This is a genomic window from Pseudomonas sp. GM79 (assembly GCF_000282495.1).
Lineage (GTDB): Bacteria > Pseudomonadota > Gammaproteobacteria > Pseudomonadales > Pseudomonadaceae > Aquipseudomonas.
The window spans coordinates 1-17,411 of the sequence record NZ_AKJE01000051.1 but is presented as its reverse complement, the minus strand read 5'-3'; the positions used below and the strand labels follow the sequence as shown (position 1 = coordinate 17,411).

Genomic DNA, 17,411 nt, shown 5'->3' with positions numbered 1-17,411 from the left:
GCAGCCACTGGCTGTCGGCAGGAGACACGCTATGCCCCGTCTGGCTAAACACCTCGCCTGGTTTGCCGTGGCTGTCCTGGGAGCGTTTGCGCTAAGTGTCGTGGCCCTGCGCCGCGGCGAAGCCATCAACGCCCTCTGGATCGTAGTCGCAGCAGTCGCTATTTATCTCGTCGCATACCGCTATTACAGCCTGTTCATCGCCACCAAGGTGATGCAGCTCGATCCCAATCGAGCCACTCCCGCCGTACTCAACAACGATGGTCTGGACTACGTGCCGACCAACAAACACGTGCTCTTCGGACACCACTTTGCAGCGATCGCTGGCGCGGGGCCGCTGGTCGGTCCGGTCTTGGCGGCGCAGATGGGCTACCTGCCCGGTACGCTGTGGCTGATTGCCGGGGTGGTGCTGGCCGGTGCGGTTCAGGACTTCATGGTTTTGTTCATGTCCACCCGCCGCAACGGTCGTTCCCTGGGCGACATGGTCCGTGAAGAAATGGGCCGCATCCCCGGGACCATCGCGCTGTTTGGCTGCTTCCTGATCATGATCATCATCCTCGCGGTGCTGGCGCTGATCGTGGTCAAGGCCCTGGCCGAAAGCCCGTGGGGTATTTTCACGGTGATGGCGACCATCCCGATCGCGATGTTCATGGGTATTTACATGCGCTACATCCGTCCGGGTCGCATCGGTGAAATCTCGGTGATCGGCGTGGCGTTGCTGTTGGGTTCGATCTGGCTGGGCGGGCAGATTGCCGCTGACCCGGTCTGGGCCAAGGCATTCAGCTTTACCGGAGTCCAGATCACCTGGATGCTGATCGGTTATGGTTTTGTGGCGGCAGTGTTGCCGGTATGGCTGATCCTGGCGCCGCGTGACTACCTGTCGACCTTCCTCAAAATCGGCACCATCGTCGCGTTGGCGATCGGCATTCTGATCACCATGCCCGAGCTGAAAATGCCGGCACTGACCCAGTTCATCGACGGCACCGGGCCGGTGTGGAAGGGTGGGTTGTTCCCGTTCCTGTTCATCACCATTGCCTGTGGCGCGGTGTCCGGTTTCCACGCGCTGATCTCCTCCGGCACCACGCCGAAGTTGCTGGATAACGAAGTTAACGCCCGTTACATCGGTTATGGCGGCATGCTGATGGAGTCCTTTGTGGCGATCATGGCGATGGTGGCCGCTTCGGTGATTGAGCCAGGCGTGTACTTCGCTATGAACAGCCCGGCGGCCGTGGTCGGCGGTGATGTGGTGGCGGTAGCGCAAGCGGTCAGCAACTGGGGCTTCGCGATCACGCCGGAAGCGCTACAAGCGGTGGCCAAGGACATCGGTGAAACCACCATCCTGGCGCGTGCCGGTGGTGCGCCGACCCTGGCGGTCGGTATCGCGCAGATCCTGCACAGTGTACTGCCGGGTGAAAACACCATGGCGTTCTGGTACCACTTCGCGATCCTGTTCGAAGCGCTGTTCATCCTGACCGCGGTGGACGCGGGCACCCGTGCCGGGCGCTTCATGCTGCAGGATTTGCTCGGCTCCTTCGTGCCTGCGCTCAAACGCACCGAGTCCTGGACTGCCAACCTGATCGCAACCGCAGGTTGCGTGGCGATGTGGGGTTACCTGCTGTACCAAGGCGTGATCGATCCACTGGGTGGCATCAACACCTTGTGGCCACTGTTCGGCATTTCCAACCAGATGCTGGCGGGTATCGCGCTGATGCTGGCGACTGTCGTATTGATCAAAATGAAGCGCCAACGCTACATCTGGGTCACCATGTTGCCCGCCGTGTGGTTGCTGATCTGCACCACCACCGCAGGCTTCATCAAGCTGTTCGACGCCAACCCCGCAATCGGCTTCCTGGCGTTGGCGAAAAAATACAGCGATGCGTTGGCTAACGGCCAGATTCTGGCCCCGGCCAAGAGCATCGAGCAGATGCAGCATGTAATCTATAACGCCTATACCAACGCAACGCTGACCGTGCTGTTTTTGCTCGTGGTGTTCAGCATCCTTTTCTTTGCACTCAAGGTCGGCATTGCTGCCTGGGGTAAAAAAGAACGTTCGGATAAAGAATCACCGTTCCAGGCTCAGCCGGACGCGTAATCGAGGATTGCACCATGTTCAATGACCTGAGTCGCCTCGGTAAATACCTCGGTCAGGCCGCGCGCCTGATGGTCGGCATGCCCGACTACGACAACTACGTCGAGCATATGCAAACCAAACACCCGGACAAACCGGTGATGAGCTACGAGATGTTCTTTCGCGAACGTCAGGAAGCCCGTTACGGTGGCAAGGGTGGGCCGAAGTGCTGTTGATGCAACAGCCTGGCTGATGCAATCCCTGTGGGAGCGGGCTTGCTCGCGAACGCGGTGTGTCATTCAACATTAATGTCGACTGACACGACCTCTTCGCGAGCAAGCCCGCTCCCACATTTGTTTTGTGTTGTTTCTTAACTTTGTGAAACAGGAGAACCCGTTTGTCCTCTCCCATTCCAGTAACAATCCTCAGTGGCTTTCTCGGCGCGGGAAAAACCACGCTCTTGCGCCATCTGCTCAAAGCCGAGCACGGCCTGAAAATCGCCGTGATCGAAAACGAATTCAGTGATGCCGGTATCGACACCCAACTGTTGGGAGACGAGCCGGTGCAAGTGATGACGCTGTCCAACGGCTGCGTCTGCTGCACCATCCACACCGATTTGACCAAGGCGCTGTACCTGCTGCTCGAACGCCTGGACAGCGGCGAAATCGCCTTCGATCGTCTGGTAATCGAATGCACCGGTCTGGCCGACCCGGCCCCGGTGGCGCAAACCTTCTTCATTGACGAAGAACTGCGTGAGCGCTACATCCTCGACGGCATCATCACCCTGGTGGACGCGGCCCACGCCGACCTGCACCTGACCCAGACCATTGCCCAGGCACAGATCGGCTTTGCCGACCGCTTGCTGGTGAGCAAACGGGATCTGGTGGACGAGCCGACCTTCACCGCCCTCAGCGAACGCCTGACCCGCATCAACCGTCGCGCGCCAATCCGCGTGGTCGACCACGGCAAGATTGATCTGGCCGAACTGCTGGACGTGCGCGGCTTCAACCTCAACGCCGACCTCGGTGGTGGAATGAGTCTGCGTCCAGTGAGCAAGGCACCGTCCATCGACCGTATCTCCAGCCTGGTGTTGCGCACCGACAAGCCGCTGGATATCGACAAACTCAGTGAGTTCATGAACGAACTGCTGGAAGACCACGGCAAGCAATTGCTGCGCTACAAAGGTGTTTTGAACATTCTTGGCGAACCGCGGCGCATGGTGTTCCAAGGGGTGCTGAAGTTGTACGGTTTCGATTGGGATACCGAGTGGGCGGACGATGAGGCGCGGGAAAGCGTGATCGTGTTTATTGCCGATGAATTGCCGGAAGAGAAAATTCGCGAGGGGTTTGCGCGGGTCGCGGCTGAGTAAGCTCAGGTATCTTCAGCGTGTTTGAGGCCGCTTTCGCGAGCAAGCCCGCTCCCACATTTGATCTGTATTGCCCGCTCTATCCGGCGCGACACAAAACCAATGTGGGAGCGGGCTTGCTCGCGAAGGCGATCTAACCGACGACACGACTCTGGCTGACTATCGATCCAGCGTTCAGCAGTTTTTCGTCAAGATGATCCAGATGCCGGTTCATCAACATTTCGGCCATCACAACATCCCTACGCTCCACTGCATCGACAATCGCCGTGTGCTCCTTCCGCGCGCAATCACCGCCTACCTGCGCATCAAACTGTGCAATCGCCAGCGAAGTCAGCGGTACCAGAGTGCCGAGAAAATGCGCCAACGGTGCGTTCCCCGCCATTTCGGCCAATTGCAGATGAAATTCCCCTGACAATCGAATGGCCGGACCACGTGCTGTGTATTGGCGCTCGCTGTCGATCAAGTCGCGCAGGCGTTCCAAGTCTTGTGGGCGAGGCCGCTGGCAGGCCAGTCGAACCAGCGTGATTTCGGTCAGTCGTCGGGCATGCAGCGTCTGGCGAATCTGCTCGGCATCGGGCGCGGCGACTCGGGGACGATGGTTGGTGCGAAGGATAATGATCTGCTGATGGGACAACTGCGTCAGCACGCCACGAATGTCACTGCGTCGAGCGCTGAACATCTGCGCCAGGCTGTCCTCGGTAAAACGACTGGCTGCATGGATGCGCTGTTCGAGAATGGCGTCGAAGATCCGTGAATAGAGATCATCCGGCGGCGGTTTCCCGGTGTCGGTTCGGGAGAAGGGCAGGGCAGTGAATATCTGTGGTGAGGCGAAGCTGTTCATGGCCTGTCTCCAGTTCGAAGAGGGGGTCAACTGCCGAGGTGGTCATCCGGAATGTTCAATTCGATGCCCATCCGCTGGCCTTCGCGCAGGATGTGCCGACGCATCTCGGCGCTGGCTTGGGCGCTGTTTTTGCTGCGAATGGCCCGTACCACGGCTTCGTTTTCTTCAAGGCGTTCAGCCAGATGCTCTGGCGAATTGCGTAGCACCTCGGCGCTTTGCTTGAGGGCGTTGCTGGTCTGCTGCACAACGCTCTGGAAGATCGGGTTCGAGGTCAGGGTGAACAGTTCTTCGTGGAACGCGATGTAGGCGCTGACCCCGGCTTCGCTGTCGTTGGCCTCCAGGGCTTCGCGCATGTCCATCAGGGTCAGGCGCAGTTGCCCGACTTCCTTGCTGCTGATGGATTGTGCAACCAGGCCGACGATGAAGGGTTCGAGGGTGTAGCGCAGTTGCAGCACGTCTTCCAGGCTGGCCCCGGCCACCGCGCTGTCGTGGCTTTGGCTGTCGCTGAGATTGGCTTCCAGCACCACCACGCCTTTGCCCGGCATGGAGCGCACCAGCCCGAGGGTTTCCAGCACGATGACCGCTTCGCGCAGGCTCGGGCGGCTAATGCCCAGTTGCTCGGCCAGTTCACGCTGACCCGGCAGCATCTCGCCGGAGCGCCACTGACCGCGGGCCAGGGCGGCCCGAAGTTTTTCTACCACCGAATTTACAACGGTTGACGAGGTAATCACTGTTCGCTCCAAGTCGTGATAAATGTGCCTGACCTTGGGCAGGCACACGTAGTTTAAAATTCCTGCTGATGCGCCGGGACCACCGGTTTCCTGGGCTGGAAGGTATAACCCACCTGACCGGAAAGCACTTTGTTCGCTCGCTGGATATCGATGTCCTTTTCCCAACGGGCGATGGCCACCGTGGCGACGCAGTTGCCGATCAGGTTGGTCAGCGCCCGGCCGATGCCCATGAACCAGTCCACTGCCAATACCAGCACTAGCCCGACCACTGGAATCGCCGGAATGGCCGTCAGTGTCGCTGCGAGAATCACCAGCGCCGAGCCGGGAATCCCGTGGGCACCTTTGGAGGTGATCAGCGACACCAGCAGAATCGTCAGCAGGTCAGTCATGGCCAGCGGCGTGCCGGTGGCATTGGCGATGAACACAATGGCCAGGGTCAGGTAGATCGAAAAACCATCCAGGTTGAACGAGTATCCGGTCGGAATCACCAGCCCGACCGTGGAGCTGCCGATGCCCAGATGCTCAAGCTTGCGCATGATTTGTGGCAGCACGGCGTCGGAAGAAGCGGTGCCCATGACGATCAGCAATTCTTCACGCAGGTACTTGAGCAGCGGCCACATCTTCAGGCCCGAAAGGCGCATCACCAGGCCGAGAATCAATGTCACAAACGCTACGCAGGTCATGTAGAAAAGACCGACCAGGCTGCCCAGGTGCTGCAGCGAATCCAGGCCATATTTACTGGTGGTGAAAGCGATGGCGCCGAACACGCCGATCGGCGCCAGACGCACGATCATGCCCATGATGCGGAAGATCACGTGGCTCAGCTCATTAATCAGCCGGGAAATACCCGACGCTGCTTCGCCCACCAGGTTCAGCGCGCTGCCGAACAGCACCGAAAACAGCAGGACTTGCAGAATGTTGTTTTCCGCGAAGGCGCCGATTACCGAGGTCGGGATCAGGTTCATCAGGAACTGGGAGGTGGTTTGCATGTGCTGACCGCGCTGGGCGATGTCGCCCATGTCGGCGGCGGAGAGTTGCTCCAGATGAATGTTCGCACCGCTGCCGATGCCGGTCGTGAAGGCGAACACCAGGCCGATCACCAAGGCGATGGTGGTCAGTATTTCGAAGTAGATCACCGATTTGAGGCCGATGCGTCCGACCTTCTTCAGGTCACCGGCACCGCTGATGCCGCTGACCACCACGCAGAACACGATCAGACCAATGAGCATCTTGATCAGTTTGATGAAACCGTCGCCGAGAGGTTTGAGTTGGGCGGAGTATTCGGGAAGGGTCAGCCCGCAGACGATGCCGAGCACCAGTCCGAGAACCACTTGAAGGAAGATTGAACGCGAGCACCATCTGAGCATGGGAGGAATCCTGGTCGGTGTCCTGGCTGCCGTGCGCGATGCGCATCAGATTCAGGACTTAATTATTGTGGTCTTACCGGTATGTCCAGTGCAGGCGCAGTCTACGCTGGATTTTTTCAGGATTACAAGTGGGAATCGAAAAATTGGCATGACCGGTCTGACCAGCGGCCAAAGCCGCGTAGGAGCTGCCGAAGGCTGCGATCTTTTGATCTTGTTTTTCGGCGTAGGAGAAACCGATTCAGATCAAGATCAAGATCAAAAGATCGCAGCCTTCGGCAGCTCCTACCAAAACCGCGTACACCCATGATTTCACGAATGTACACAACCTCTGTAGGAGCTGCCGAAGGCTGCGATCCTTTGATCTTTTGATCTTTATGGCAGACGAAAAAAAAACCGGCCATCACTGGCCGGTTTTTTCATTGCTGCGGTTTAGCGGAGCACTTAAGCGCCGTACACCGGCAGCTTTTTGCAGATAGCCTTGACCTTCTCACGAACGGCGTCGATCACCGCTTCGTTGGAAAGATCTGCCAGGATGTCGCAGATCCAGCCGGCCAGCTCTTTGCACTCTGCTTCCTTGAAGCCGCGAGTGGTCACTGCCGGTGTACCGAAACGCAGACCGGAGGTGACGAACGGGGAGCGTGGATCGTTCGGTACCGAGTTCTTGTTCACGGTGATGAACGCTTTGCCCAGTGCGGCGTCGGCGTCTTTACCGGAGATTTCCTGCTTGATCAGCGACAGCAGGAACAGGTGGTTCTGAGTACCGCCCGACACCACGTCGAAACCGCGCTCGATGAACACGCCGGCCATGGCCTGGGCGTTTTTCACCACTTGTTGCTGGTAGGCCTTGAACTCAGGTTGCAGCGCTTCCTTGAAGCAGATCGCCTTGGCAGCGATCACGTGCTCCAGCGGGCCACCCTGGGCGCCTGGGAATACGGCGGAGTTCAGCTTCTTCTCGATGTCGGCGTTGGCGCGAGCCAGGATCAGGCCGCCACGTGGACCGCGCAGGGTCTTGTGGGTGGTGGTGGTCACGACGTCAGCGAATGGAACCGGGTTCGGGTAGACGCCAGCGGCGACCAGACCGGCCACGTGAGCCATGTCGACGAACAGGTAGGCACCGACTTTGTCAGCGATTTCGCGGAAACGCGGGAAGTCGAGGATCTGCGAGTAGGCAGAGAAACCGGCCACGATCATTTTTGGCTTGTGCTCAACCGCCAGACGTTCGACTTCGTCGTAGTCGATCAGGCCGTTGGCATCGATACCGTACTGAACAGCGTTGTACAGCTTGCCCGAGGACGAAACGCTGGCACCGTGGGTCAGGTGACCGCCGTGGGCCAGGCTCATGCCCAGGATAGTGTCGCCCGCTTGCAGCAGAGCCAGGTAAACGGCGCTGTTGGCTTGGGAACCGGCGTGTGGCTGAACGTTGGCGTAATCGGCGCCGAACAGTTCTTTGGCACGGTCGATGGCCAGTTGCTCAACCACGTCGACGAACTCGCAACCGCCGTAGTAGCGCTTGCCCGGATAACCTTCGGCGTACTTGTTGGTCAGTACCGAGCCTTGAGCTTCCATCACCGCAGGGCTGGTGTAGTTTTCCGAAGCGATCAGCTCGATGTGTTCTTCCTGGCGCTGAGCTTCTTGCTCCATGGCGGCAAAAAGGTCGGCGTCGTACTTGGCAATAGTCAAATCACGGCTGAACATGGCGGTCCTCAAGGATCGGGGCAGAAAAGGGGGGCATTCTAACCCAATGGGTTTTAGATGGCATATGAAAGGACATCATGTCGCAGACAAGTGGTGTTCATGCGCAGGATTTGCGGTGCCTGTACGGGCCCCTTCGCGAGCAAGCCCGCTCCCACCTTGAAATGCGTTCCCCTGTGGGAGCGGGCTTGCTCGCGAAGAGGCCGTCTGCCTCACTACAAAATCTCAATCAAACATGAACAACGCATCGTTACTGAACTGCGCCTCAAACCGACTCGCCGGCATCGGCCGCCCAAACAGATACCCCTGAACCTCATCGCAACCATGCTCACGCAGGAAGTCGAGCTGCTCGTGGGTTTCCACGCCTTCGGCGATCACCGCCAGATTGAGGCTGTGGGCCATGGCGATGATCGCCCGGGCAATTTGCGCGTCCTGTTCACCCGAGGGCAGGCCATCGACGAAGGTGCGGTCGATTTTCAGCACGTCGATCGGGAATTGCTTGAGGTAGTTGAGCGATGAATAACCGGTGCCGAAGTCGTCGACTGCAATGCTCAGGCCAAGGTTTTTCAACCCGGCGAGGATGTGCATCGCTTCGCTGACTTCGCGCATCAGAATACTTTCAGTCAACTCCAGCTCCAGGCACGCCGGCGGCAGGCCGGTTTCCTTGAGGATGGTGGCGATCCGGGTGCCGAGCTGTCCGTCGGAGAACTGCCGGGCCGAAATATTCACCGAAACCTTCGGCACCCGCACCTTGGTTTGATGCCAGGTCTTGAGCTGACGGCAGGCTTCGCTGATCACCCAGTCGCCGACGTCCACCACCAGCCCGAGCTCTTCGAGCACCGGAATGAAATCCCCCGGCGGTACCAGGCCACGTCGTGGGTGACGCCAGCGCAGCAGGGCTTCGGCACCGGTCAGGCGTTTGCCATCGCCGCTGAATTGCGGCTGGTAGTACAGCACGAATTCATTTTGCTCCAGGGCATGGCGCAAGTCGCTTTCCAGCTCCAGACGCTCCAGGGCGCTGGCGTTCATGTCGGCCTGATAGAACTGGAAGTTGTTCTTGCCACGCTCCTTGGCGTGGTACATCGCGGTGTCGGCGTTCTTCATCAACTGACTGAGTTCGCTGCCGTCCTGAGGGCTCAGGGCGATGCCGATACTGGCGGTGACAAAGAACTCGCGGCCTTCCAGCACGAACGGTTTCACCAGGCTGGCGAGGATCTGTTCGGCCACGTGAATCGCCCGGTTCAACGCGATCTCCCGGTTGACCCGCGGTTGCAGCAGCAAAGTGAACTCATCACCACCCATGCGTGCCACGGTGTCGTCATCGTCGACGCAACCAAGCAGGCGCGTGGCCATTTCCTTGAGCATGCGGTCGCCGGCGGCGTGGCCCAGGGAGTCGTTGATCGGCTTGAAACGGTCGAGGTCGAGGAACATCAGCACCACCCAGGACTTCTGCCGTTCAGCCGATTGCAGCGCGGTGTGCAGGCGATCCTGGAACAGCGTGCGGTTGGGCAGGTGAGTCAGGGCGTCGTAATAAGCGAGGCGGTGAATCCGTTGTTCACTGGCTTTGCGCTCGCTGATGTCGCTGAAGAAACACACGTAGCTGGCCAGATCGCCCTCATCGTCGAGTACCGCCGTAATCCCGACCCAGGCCGGGTAATGCTCGCCATTGCGTCGTTTGAGCCAGACTTCGCCTTCCCAGGTGCTGTGCTGATGCAATTGCTTGAGCACATAGCGCAGATGGGCTTCCTGCTGCTCATCGACGGTGAGCATATTCGGCAACTGGTCGAGGACCTGGGCCACTGCATAGCCGCTGACGCGACTGAAAGCCTCGTTGGCCTGGACGATGTAGCCGGCCGGGTCAGTGATCAGAATCGCCGAGGTCGAGTGCTCGAATACCGTGGCCGCCATGCGCAGGTCCTTCTCGGCCCGACGTTGCTGGCTGATGTCGCGGCCGACCCCGAGCACACCTTCAAAGGCGCCATGTTCGTCCCAGACCAGCACCAGACGCAGCTCGATGGGAATCTTGCGTCCGTCGGCCCGCAGGCAGTCGAACAGAAACAGCTGGGTCTGCACCTGGCTGCGCAGCAGCGCCAATTGTTCGGGCTTATCCAGCGCTTTGCTGACCCGGTCCATCAGGCTGTAGATGCCGGTCAGTTGTTGCGGGTTGGCGATGGTCGATTGCCAGCCGTTCTGGAATATCCAGTCGGCGTCGAAACCCAGCACGGCTTGTACCGAGGGGCTGACGTAATTGAGCGACATCTTGCTGTCGGTGGAGAAAATCACGTCGCTGATGCTCTCGGCGAGCATCCGGTAACGCTGCTCGCTGTCGCGCAGGGACTCACTGGCTTCGATCTGCTCGGTGATGTCCTTGGCCACGCCAATGATGCGCGTGACCTGATCGTGTTTGTCCCGGGCAAGGGCCTGTTCGCGAATGTCGAAACGCCGCCATTTGCCATCGCGATGGCGGAAACGCAGCTGGCATTGCATCAGTTGGGTGTAACCCGCGTGACGTTGGGACTGGCGTGATCGGTGGTAGTAGTCGGCATCCTCGGGGTGCAACAGGATTTCCCAGAAGTACTCGCCCATCTGGTGCAGTTCGGTGCGGTTGTAACCCAGCGTTTGCCCCAGGTGATGGTTGCTGAAGATCATCCGCTGGCTGATTACATCCTGCACATACAGATGATCCGGCACGGTGCGCACCACGTCGGACCAGAACCCTTCACGCTCCAGCAGCGACAATTCGATGAGCTTGCGACTGGTGATGTCGCTGATGCTCAGGATCACCGCTTTGTAGTCGGCCTGATCTTCCGGCAGACGCAGTACCAGCCACAAATGCTGGTCGCGGCCATTGGCGTCCTGGAGTTTGATTTCCAGCTCAAGCTGTTTCTGCTGCTGGAGCACCGCTTCGAGCACTTGATTGCCGATGGCTGTGCAGTCCAATGGGCAGCCGTCGATCAGCAGTTTCCAGGCTTGATCGCAGGAATTGACGTTGAGCAATTGCAGGGCAACCTGGTTGACCTCGGTGATGCGCAGTTCCTGCAGCAGTTGCTGGCGTTGCTCCGGTGTCTGGAGCCAGGCCTTCAACTGCTCGCTGCTGTTGAGTTGAGCCCTGTCGAAGATACTTTTGAGCCCGGACAGGTCGAGCACGCACAGCGCAACGCCGGTGCCTTCGAAAATGTCCTGATAGCGTCGGCGGCCTTCATGCAACAGGCGTTGACGGCGACGAATGCTCAGCAGAGCGATGAACGGTAACAAGGAGAGGGCCAGGCCCAGCAGGCATTTGCCGATGAACGCCGGCAGCAGTTGTTCGAGCACCCGTTGGCGGTCGAACAGCCCGCGCAATTGCCAGTCGCTGCTGCTCAGAGGGACTGTCAACACGCTGTTGGCCAGTTCGTCGGCTGTCAGCACGGCCGGCTTGGCCGAGGGCTGGGTGTCATCGCGGCTGATAATCTGATGATTGATACGGTTTTCCACCAGCCACAGGGGGCGGATGCCGGCGTCGCCCTGTTTGGTCAATGAGGAGAAAAACGTCGGTGTCAGACGCAGGGCCCAATAACCGCGGCTGCTGCCGCTGGCCTGATGCAGGAGCAGATGCACCACTGAGCCGTCGTCGGCATTACTGAAATAGTGGGCCTGGGCGCGGCTGCGTTGAACCAGTTCGCTCAGGTAATGGGCGTCCGGGCTGTCGGCGGCACTGTCGCTGAGGATTTTGCCGGAGGGACTGAGCAGAGCCAGGCTGCGCAGGTCGGGCAGCGATTTCTGCAGTTTGCGCAGCAATGCCTGCTGTTCGTCGGGACTTTGTGGTTGTTCGATGATCGGTAGCAGGTTGAGGGCGATCTGGGCATTGAGCGCCATGTTGAGGCTGACTTGCGCAGCCAGATCGGCGGAGTAGTCGATGGTGTATTGGCGCTGGTTTTTCTGGGTTTCACGAAGCTGATCCAGCAGCTGCCAGAACAGCAGTGCGAGCAGCAACAGCACGAGGGTTGCCAGCGCGCCCTTCAAGGTTCCGCGCAGGGGCGAGCCGGTCGCAGGATTGAGTGCGCTCACGGACGATGGCGGAGAGACATTAGACAAACTGTAATCCTGCGGTTTGGCTGGACTGGCGCGACGTGCACTATAAGCCGGACGCCCGAAGGGCGGCTAGCATGCCTTGAGTTGTGGCGAAGTGCCAGCCCCCGCTCGGCTGGACTGCCTTCTATCAATAAGGTAGCTTTGCCGGTTACGCGGGAGCGTTCCAGCTCCTAGAGGTTTTTTCAGCGCGCACGCTTTGATACCCATCAAACGAACGACGCGCATGGCCTGGCCGGGCATCGCCTGCGCTCCAATCATTCATCAGTCACTGACCCAAGGTTCTCCATGGCTCAATACGTCTTCACCATGCATCGGCTGGGCAAAGTTGTTCCGCCGAAGCGGGAAATCCTGAAAAACATTTCGCTGTCGTTCTTCCCTGGCGCCAAGATCGGCGTACTCGGTCTCAACGGTTCGGGTAAGTCCACGCTGCTGAAAATCATGGCGGGCGTCGATAAAGAGTTCGACGGTGAAGCCCGTCCGATGCCGGACCTGAATATTGGCTACCTGCCGCAAGAACCGATTCTGGACCCGACCAAAACCGTGCGTGAAGTGGTCGAGGAAGCGGTCAGCGTGATCAAGGACGCTCAGGCACGCCTGGACGAGGTTTACGCGGCCTACGCTGAACCGGATGCAGATTTCGACAAACTGGCGGCAGAACAGGCCAAGCTTGAAGCCATCCTGCAAGCCAGCGACGGTCACAACCTGGATCGCCAACTGGAAGTCGCCGCCGATGCGCTGCGTCTGCCGGCGTGGGATGCCAAGGTCGAAGTCCTGTCCGGTGGTGAAAAGCGTCGTGTGGCCCTGTGCCGCCTGCTGCTGTCCGCACCGGACATGCTGCTGCTCGACGAACCAACCAACCACCTGGACGCCGATTCCGTCGCCTGGCTGGAGCACTTCCTGCACGATTTCCCGGGCACCGTGGTTGCGATCACGCACGACCGTTACTTCCTGGACAACGTCGCCGGCTGGATCCTCGAGCTCGACCGCGGCGCCGGTATCCCGTACGAGGGCAACTATTCGGGTTGGCTCGAAGCCAAGTCCGATCGTCTGGCGGCCGAATCCAAGCAGCAATCGGCTCACGAAAAGGCCATGAAGGAAGAACTGGAGTGGGTGCGCAAAGGCGCCAAGGCCCGCCAGTCCAAATCCAAGGCGCGTCTGCAACGCTTTGAAGAAATGCAATCGCAGGAATTCCAGAAGCGCAGCGAAACCAACGAGATCTACATTCCGGCCGGTCCGCGCCTGGGCGACAAGGTTATCGAGTTCAAGAACGTCAGCAAGGGCTACGGCGATCGCGTGTTGATCGACAACCTGTCGTTCTCCATGCCTAAAGGCGCCATCGTTGGCGTGATCGGCGGTAACGGTGCCGGTAAATCGACCCTGTTCCGCATGCTGATGGGCAAGGAAACACCGGATTCGGGCAGCATCGAAGTCGGCGAAACCGTGCAATTGGCGTGCGTCGATCAGAGCCGTGAAGACCTGGATGGCAGCAAGACTGTGTTCCAGCAGATCTCCGATGGTTCCGATCAGATTCGCATCGGCAACTACGAAATCCCGTCGCGCACCTATGTTGGTCGCTTCAACTTCAAGGGCGGCGATCAGCAGAAGTTCGTCAAGGACCTGTCCGGTGGTGAGCGTGGTCGCTTGCACCTGGCCCTGACCCTGAAAGAGGGCGGCAACGTCCTGCTGCTCGACGAACCGTCCAACGACCTCGACGTTGAAACCCTGCGTTCCCTGGAAGAAGCCTTGCTGGACTTCCCGGGCGCCGCCATTGTGATCTCCCACGATCGGTGGTTCCTTGACCGCGTCGCGACTCACATCCTGGCGTACGAAGACGACTCGCAAGCGGTGTTCTTCGAAGGCAACTACACCGAGTACGAAGCCGATCGCAAGAAACGCCTCGGCGAAGCGGCTTCCCAGCCGCACCGGGTACGGCACAAGAAACTGGCCTGATTTCAGGTTGGTCGCATAGAAAAAACGGAGCCTTCGGGGCTCCGTTTTTTTATGGGTATTCAGTAAGACCGCGGCGCGGCCTTCGCGAGCAAGCTCGCTCCCACAGGGATCTGCTTCAGGTTCGGATTTTGAGAACGCTCGAGATCCCCTGTGGGAGCGGGCTTGCTCGCGAAGGCGGCCTGGAGATCACCCAATCTCTATGGCCAACACCTCAATCACCAAATCCCCCGCCGGTCGCTTCCACAACACCTCATCGCCCACTTTCGCCCCGAGCAACGCCCGACCCAGTGGCGAGCTCCAATTGATCAAGCCATGGGTGGCATCCGCCTGGTCTTCTCCGACCAATTGCACGCGCTGCTCATGATCGTGTTCGTCGGCAAAGGTCACCCAGTTGCCGATCTGCACTTTGTCGGTCGAGGAGGCTTGTGCGACCACCTGGGCGCTTTGCAGGCGCTGCTTGAAGTAGCGCCAGTCGCGATCGAGGTCGGCCTGGCGCTGCTTATCGGCCAGCTCACCTTTGGCGCTTTCCTGATCAAGCAGGCTTTGCAGCTCGGCAACTTTTGCCTGAAGCTGCGCCAGGCCCGCTGGCGTGACGTAATTGGGCTGCGCGCTGACCTGCCGTTCGACTGGCTGATCGGCTTGCGCGGCGGCGTTATCTTCATTGACGAAGGCGCGACTCATGCTGTTCTCCCGTTATAGGGTTTGGGCCATGGTCGCAGGCTTTAAGTTTCGACGAATGTCTGTAAACGACTTATTGCGAGCGATAGGCTCGCGCGGCGTCCCTGTCTTTCTCTTGTTGCCAGGCCCGTTCGCGCTCGTCCCAATGGCGGTCCTTGTACTCGTTACGATCCTCGTTTTCACGCATGGCCTGGCACTGACGGAAGCCATCGGTCCAGCCTTCGGCGTATTGCTTGTCCTTGAGGTAACGCGGGACATTTTTGCGAAACTCACCGGTGATCGCCCCGGCGGCTTGCCGGCCACTGATGCAACCGTCATCGAAGCCATCGGCGAACGCCGGCGGATAACCCTTGGCGATCAGATCCTCGTGGGTCGACTCGCACCCCGTGATCACTACCAATAACCCCAACACACCCACGCAACGCCACATCCCGGACTCCCGAGCCGTTCAACGGTCTCTAAGGGAAGTTTAGAAGCGGATTTGTCGGGTGTATGTGAAAGGCTTGTGATTAATCTGTGGGCGTACAAGGATTCAATGTGGGAGCGGGCTTGCTCGCGAAGGCGGAATGTCAGTCAACATTGATGCCGACTGACACTCCGCCTTCGCGAGCAAGTCGGATCGCCGCACCGCCGCTCCCACAAGGGATTTGCGTCAATAGTGATACCACTTCACCTCAAGCATCACTTCGTTTTCGGGCGAAGCCAGGTGGCTGAATTCGCGCTGGGCGCTCAGGCGCAACCCAAGATTGCGTGACAATTCCCACTGCTGATTCAGGCTCATGCTGCGGCGCACTTCGCCATTGGTGAAGTAATCACCCTTGGCTTCCAGGCTGAAATTGCCCAGCGGGTTTTTCCACAGTAGGCCGCTATTGAAGCCCGCCGCCGGTGCGATGAACGCGGCGAAGTCGTTGTTATGCTCCACACGCACGGTGCCCAAGGCAAAACCGAGCATGTCGTCACCCAGCTGCCAGGTCCCGCCGCCACCGCCATTGACATGGCTGACCAGGGTTTCGTCATCATGCTTGCCCGGTACGCGCTCCAGGCCGCCGGTGACTTGCCACGACAGCGGCTGCAACAATTCATTGCGAGGCGTCAGCGAGCGGATGGTCGCCAGGTCCAGTTGCTGCAACTGCCAGTCATTGCCTTCGTATTGGCGCAGCTTCATTTGCAGAATTTCGATCTGCGCGCCGAGGGGGAAGCTTTCCATGTTGTCATTGAGGTCGTGATAGGCCATGCGCAGGCCATATTCGCCGAAGGCTTTGTCGCCTCGAGTGCCGATGCCGGCCTGCCAGGTGCGCGATTCGTGACCGTCCTCGGGCAAGCCAGGTTGCGGAATTTCCAGCTCCGGGGGCGGGTTTTGATTGATTGCGCGCAGCAATTCGAAACTGCGTTGAGCCCGTTGCGGGTCACGCTCCTGACCATTGGCGCGATAACGCTCCAGACGATAAGCCGCATCGATGATCAACGCCTGACGGTCGCGAGGCAGGGTCTTGAACGCCGGAGTCTGCAATTGCGTCTGATCGGCGCTGACGTTCAGCACCCACTCCTGCTCTTCAACGGTTAATGGCTCGGCGCGGCTTAGCAGTTCACGCTCACGGGACGGGCGATACTCGATCGATTCCACCAGCCCGGCTTCTTTCACCGCTTTGACCGTGTCGGTGGGGATGGCCGTCAACGGGAATTGCTCGGTCAACTGCAGGCTCGGACGTGCCACTTGCAGCAGCTCAAGCAGGCGGTAGGAGCAGTTTTCGTCAAAGAAGAAGTAGTCGAACTGGATCTGCTTGAGTTCCCAGACGTGCTCGACCATGCGCTCGGTTTCCTGCTGCGTCAGGTTCAGGCGGTACTCCCACAGATCGCGGTTCTCGAGGCTACGGTATTCCGAGAGCTTTTCCTGATACGGCACCAACGCGAACAGCCCGGGATAGCCACCCATCAGACCTTTCCAGGCATACAGAATGCTGTTGTCCGAACCTTCGATGTAGGCGCCGAAGTTGATCGCGTAACTGAGTAGCGATGTCTTGTCACTCTGCACATTGGCCTGATCGATGCGCAGCAAGGTGTGACCAAACATCGACGATGGACTGTTCAGGTAGGCCGCCGGGAAAATCATCACCGCGCTGTGGGGCGCAACATCCTTGAACCATTGCTTGAACTCGGCGCAGTCCGGTGTCGGCAGATCGCTCAGCTCAAGCTGTGCCTTGAGCCAGCGGGTGCGGGCCGGATAGACGCATTGGGCATGCTGCTCGCCGGCACTGGCTGGGGCATACAGTGCCTGCACGGTCGCCGCCAGTTCACGGTCGGGGTGTTCGTTGCCATCGGGGGCGAGAAAGAATTTCTTGTCGCTGACATAGCTGCGCCAGCTACCGAGCTTGGCGGTTTCGTAATGCCCCAGGGAAATCCAGAAGGGGTCGTTGGCCAGTTGCTGCAAACGTTGATTGTCGATAGGTGGCGCGGCGGACAGCGGGGCGCAGACACAGAGCGCCAGCCAGGCAAGGCGTTTGAGCATAGTGAGCAACTTAAGTCGAAAGAAACAAAGACCCAAAGGGGCCAATGCCAGTCAGTTAAGCGCAATCCATGTGGGAGCGGCGGTGCGACGATTCGACTTGCTCGCGAAGACGGCGGCACAGTCAACATTGATGTTGCCTGACAC

The 17,411-nt window shown here is 59.3% G+C and carries 13 protein-coding genes; 5 read left to right on the top strand and 8 right to left on the bottom strand.

Annotation, left to right across the window (positions count from 1 at the left end):
• Positions 1 to 31 precede the first annotated feature (31 nt).
• From PMI36_RS14000 to yjiA, 3 genes are all read left to right on the top strand, one after another.
• Positions 32 to 2,089: a carbon starvation CstA family protein gene (locus PMI36_RS14000; RefSeq protein ID WP_008072336.1), complete on the top strand. Its 2,058-nt coding sequence runs from the start codon at positions 32 to 34 to the stop codon at positions 2,087 to 2,089.
• 14 nt (positions 2,090 to 2,103) lie between these two features.
• Complete coding sequence (locus tag PMI36_RS14005; RefSeq protein ID WP_007895266.1) at positions 2,104 to 2,301, top strand: YbdD/YjiX family protein; 198 nt, start codon at positions 2,104 to 2,106, stop codon at positions 2,299 to 2,301.
• Between the two features lie 161 nt (positions 2,302 to 2,462).
• On the top strand, positions 2,463 to 3,434 hold the full coding sequence (yjiA, locus tag PMI36_RS14010) for a GTPase (protein ID WP_008072335.1): 972 nt from the start codon (positions 2,463 to 2,465) through the stop codon (positions 3,432 to 3,434).
• A 130-nt stretch (positions 3,435 to 3,564) separates the two neighbouring features.
• Here the strand turns inward: yjiA and PMI36_RS14015 are convergent, their stop codons facing one another.
• Genes PMI36_RS14015 through PMI36_RS14025 form a run of 3 tightly spaced genes read right to left on the bottom strand, consistent with a single transcriptional unit; the run spans position 3,565 to position 6,370 of the window.
• Positions 3,565 to 4,272: a GntR family transcriptional regulator gene (locus PMI36_RS14015; protein WP_008072334.1), complete on the bottom strand. Its 708-nt coding sequence runs from the start codon at positions 4,270 to 4,272 to the stop codon at positions 3,565 to 3,567.
• Positions 4,273 to 4,298: 26 nt separating this feature from the next.
• Positions 4,299 to 5,003, bottom strand: coding sequence for a FadR/GntR family transcriptional regulator (locus PMI36_RS14020; protein ID WP_008072332.1), 705 nt, complete (start codon positions 5,001 to 5,003; stop codon positions 4,299 to 4,301).
• Between the two features lie 53 nt (positions 5,004 to 5,056).
• Entirely contained in the window at positions 5,057 to 6,370 is a 1,314-nt protein-coding gene (locus PMI36_RS14025; RefSeq protein ID WP_008072331.1) for a C4-dicarboxylate transporter DctA, read from the bottom strand.
• Here PMI36_RS14025 and PMI36_RS0129630 point away from each other — a divergent pair.
• Positions 6,369 to 6,677 (top strand): hypothetical protein, encoded by a 309-nt coding sequence (locus PMI36_RS0129630; protein ID WP_032830462.1) that lies wholly within the window; start codon positions 6,369 to 6,371, stop codon positions 6,675 to 6,677. The two genes, PMI36_RS14025 and PMI36_RS0129630, sit on opposite strands and share 2 nt — an antisense overlap.
• A 134-nt stretch (positions 6,678 to 6,811) precedes the next feature.
• On the opposite strand, the gene glyA is transcribed toward PMI36_RS0129630, so the two are convergent.
• Positions 6,812 to 8,065, bottom strand: coding sequence for a serine hydroxymethyltransferase (gene glyA, locus PMI36_RS14030; protein ID WP_007895259.1), 1,254 nt, complete (start codon positions 8,063 to 8,065; stop codon positions 6,812 to 6,814).
• Between the two features lie 222 nt (positions 8,066 to 8,287).
• Positions 8,288 to 12,136 carry a bifunctional diguanylate cyclase/phosphodiesterase gene (locus PMI36_RS14035; protein ID WP_008072329.1) on the bottom strand — a complete coding sequence of 1,283 codons (3,849 nt, stop codon included), beginning with the start codon at positions 12,134 to 12,136 and terminating at the stop codon, positions 8,288 to 8,290.
• Between the two features lie 282 nt (positions 12,137 to 12,418).
• On the opposite strand from PMI36_RS14035, the gene ettA reads away from it, so the two are divergent.
• Entirely contained in the window at positions 12,419 to 14,083 is a 1,665-nt protein-coding gene (gene ettA, locus PMI36_RS14040) for an energy-dependent translational throttle protein EttA (protein ID WP_008072328.1), read from the top strand.
• A 186-nt stretch (positions 14,084 to 14,269) separates the two neighbouring features.
• Here the strand turns inward: ettA and PMI36_RS14045 are convergent, their stop codons facing one another.
• The 3 genes from PMI36_RS14045 to PMI36_RS14055 all read right to left on the bottom strand — a co-directional run bounded on the left by PMI36_RS14045 (position 14,270) and on the right by PMI36_RS14055 (position 17,267).
• A complete protein-coding gene (locus tag PMI36_RS14045; protein WP_008072327.1) occupies positions 14,270 to 14,764 on the bottom strand; it encodes a GreA/GreB family elongation factor in 495 nt (164 codons plus the stop codon).
• A 70-nt stretch (positions 14,765 to 14,834) separates the two neighbouring features.
• A complete protein-coding gene (locus PMI36_RS14050) occupies positions 14,835 to 15,191 on the bottom strand; it encodes a hypothetical protein (RefSeq protein ID WP_008072326.1) in 357 nt (118 codons plus the stop codon).
• A gap of 222 nt (positions 15,192 to 15,413) precedes the next feature.
• Positions 15,414 to 17,267, bottom strand: coding sequence for an Lnb N-terminal periplasmic domain-containing protein (locus tag PMI36_RS14055; RefSeq protein WP_008072325.1), 1,854 nt, complete (start codon positions 17,265 to 17,267; stop codon positions 15,414 to 15,416).
• Positions 17,268 to 17,411 lie beyond the last annotated feature (144 nt).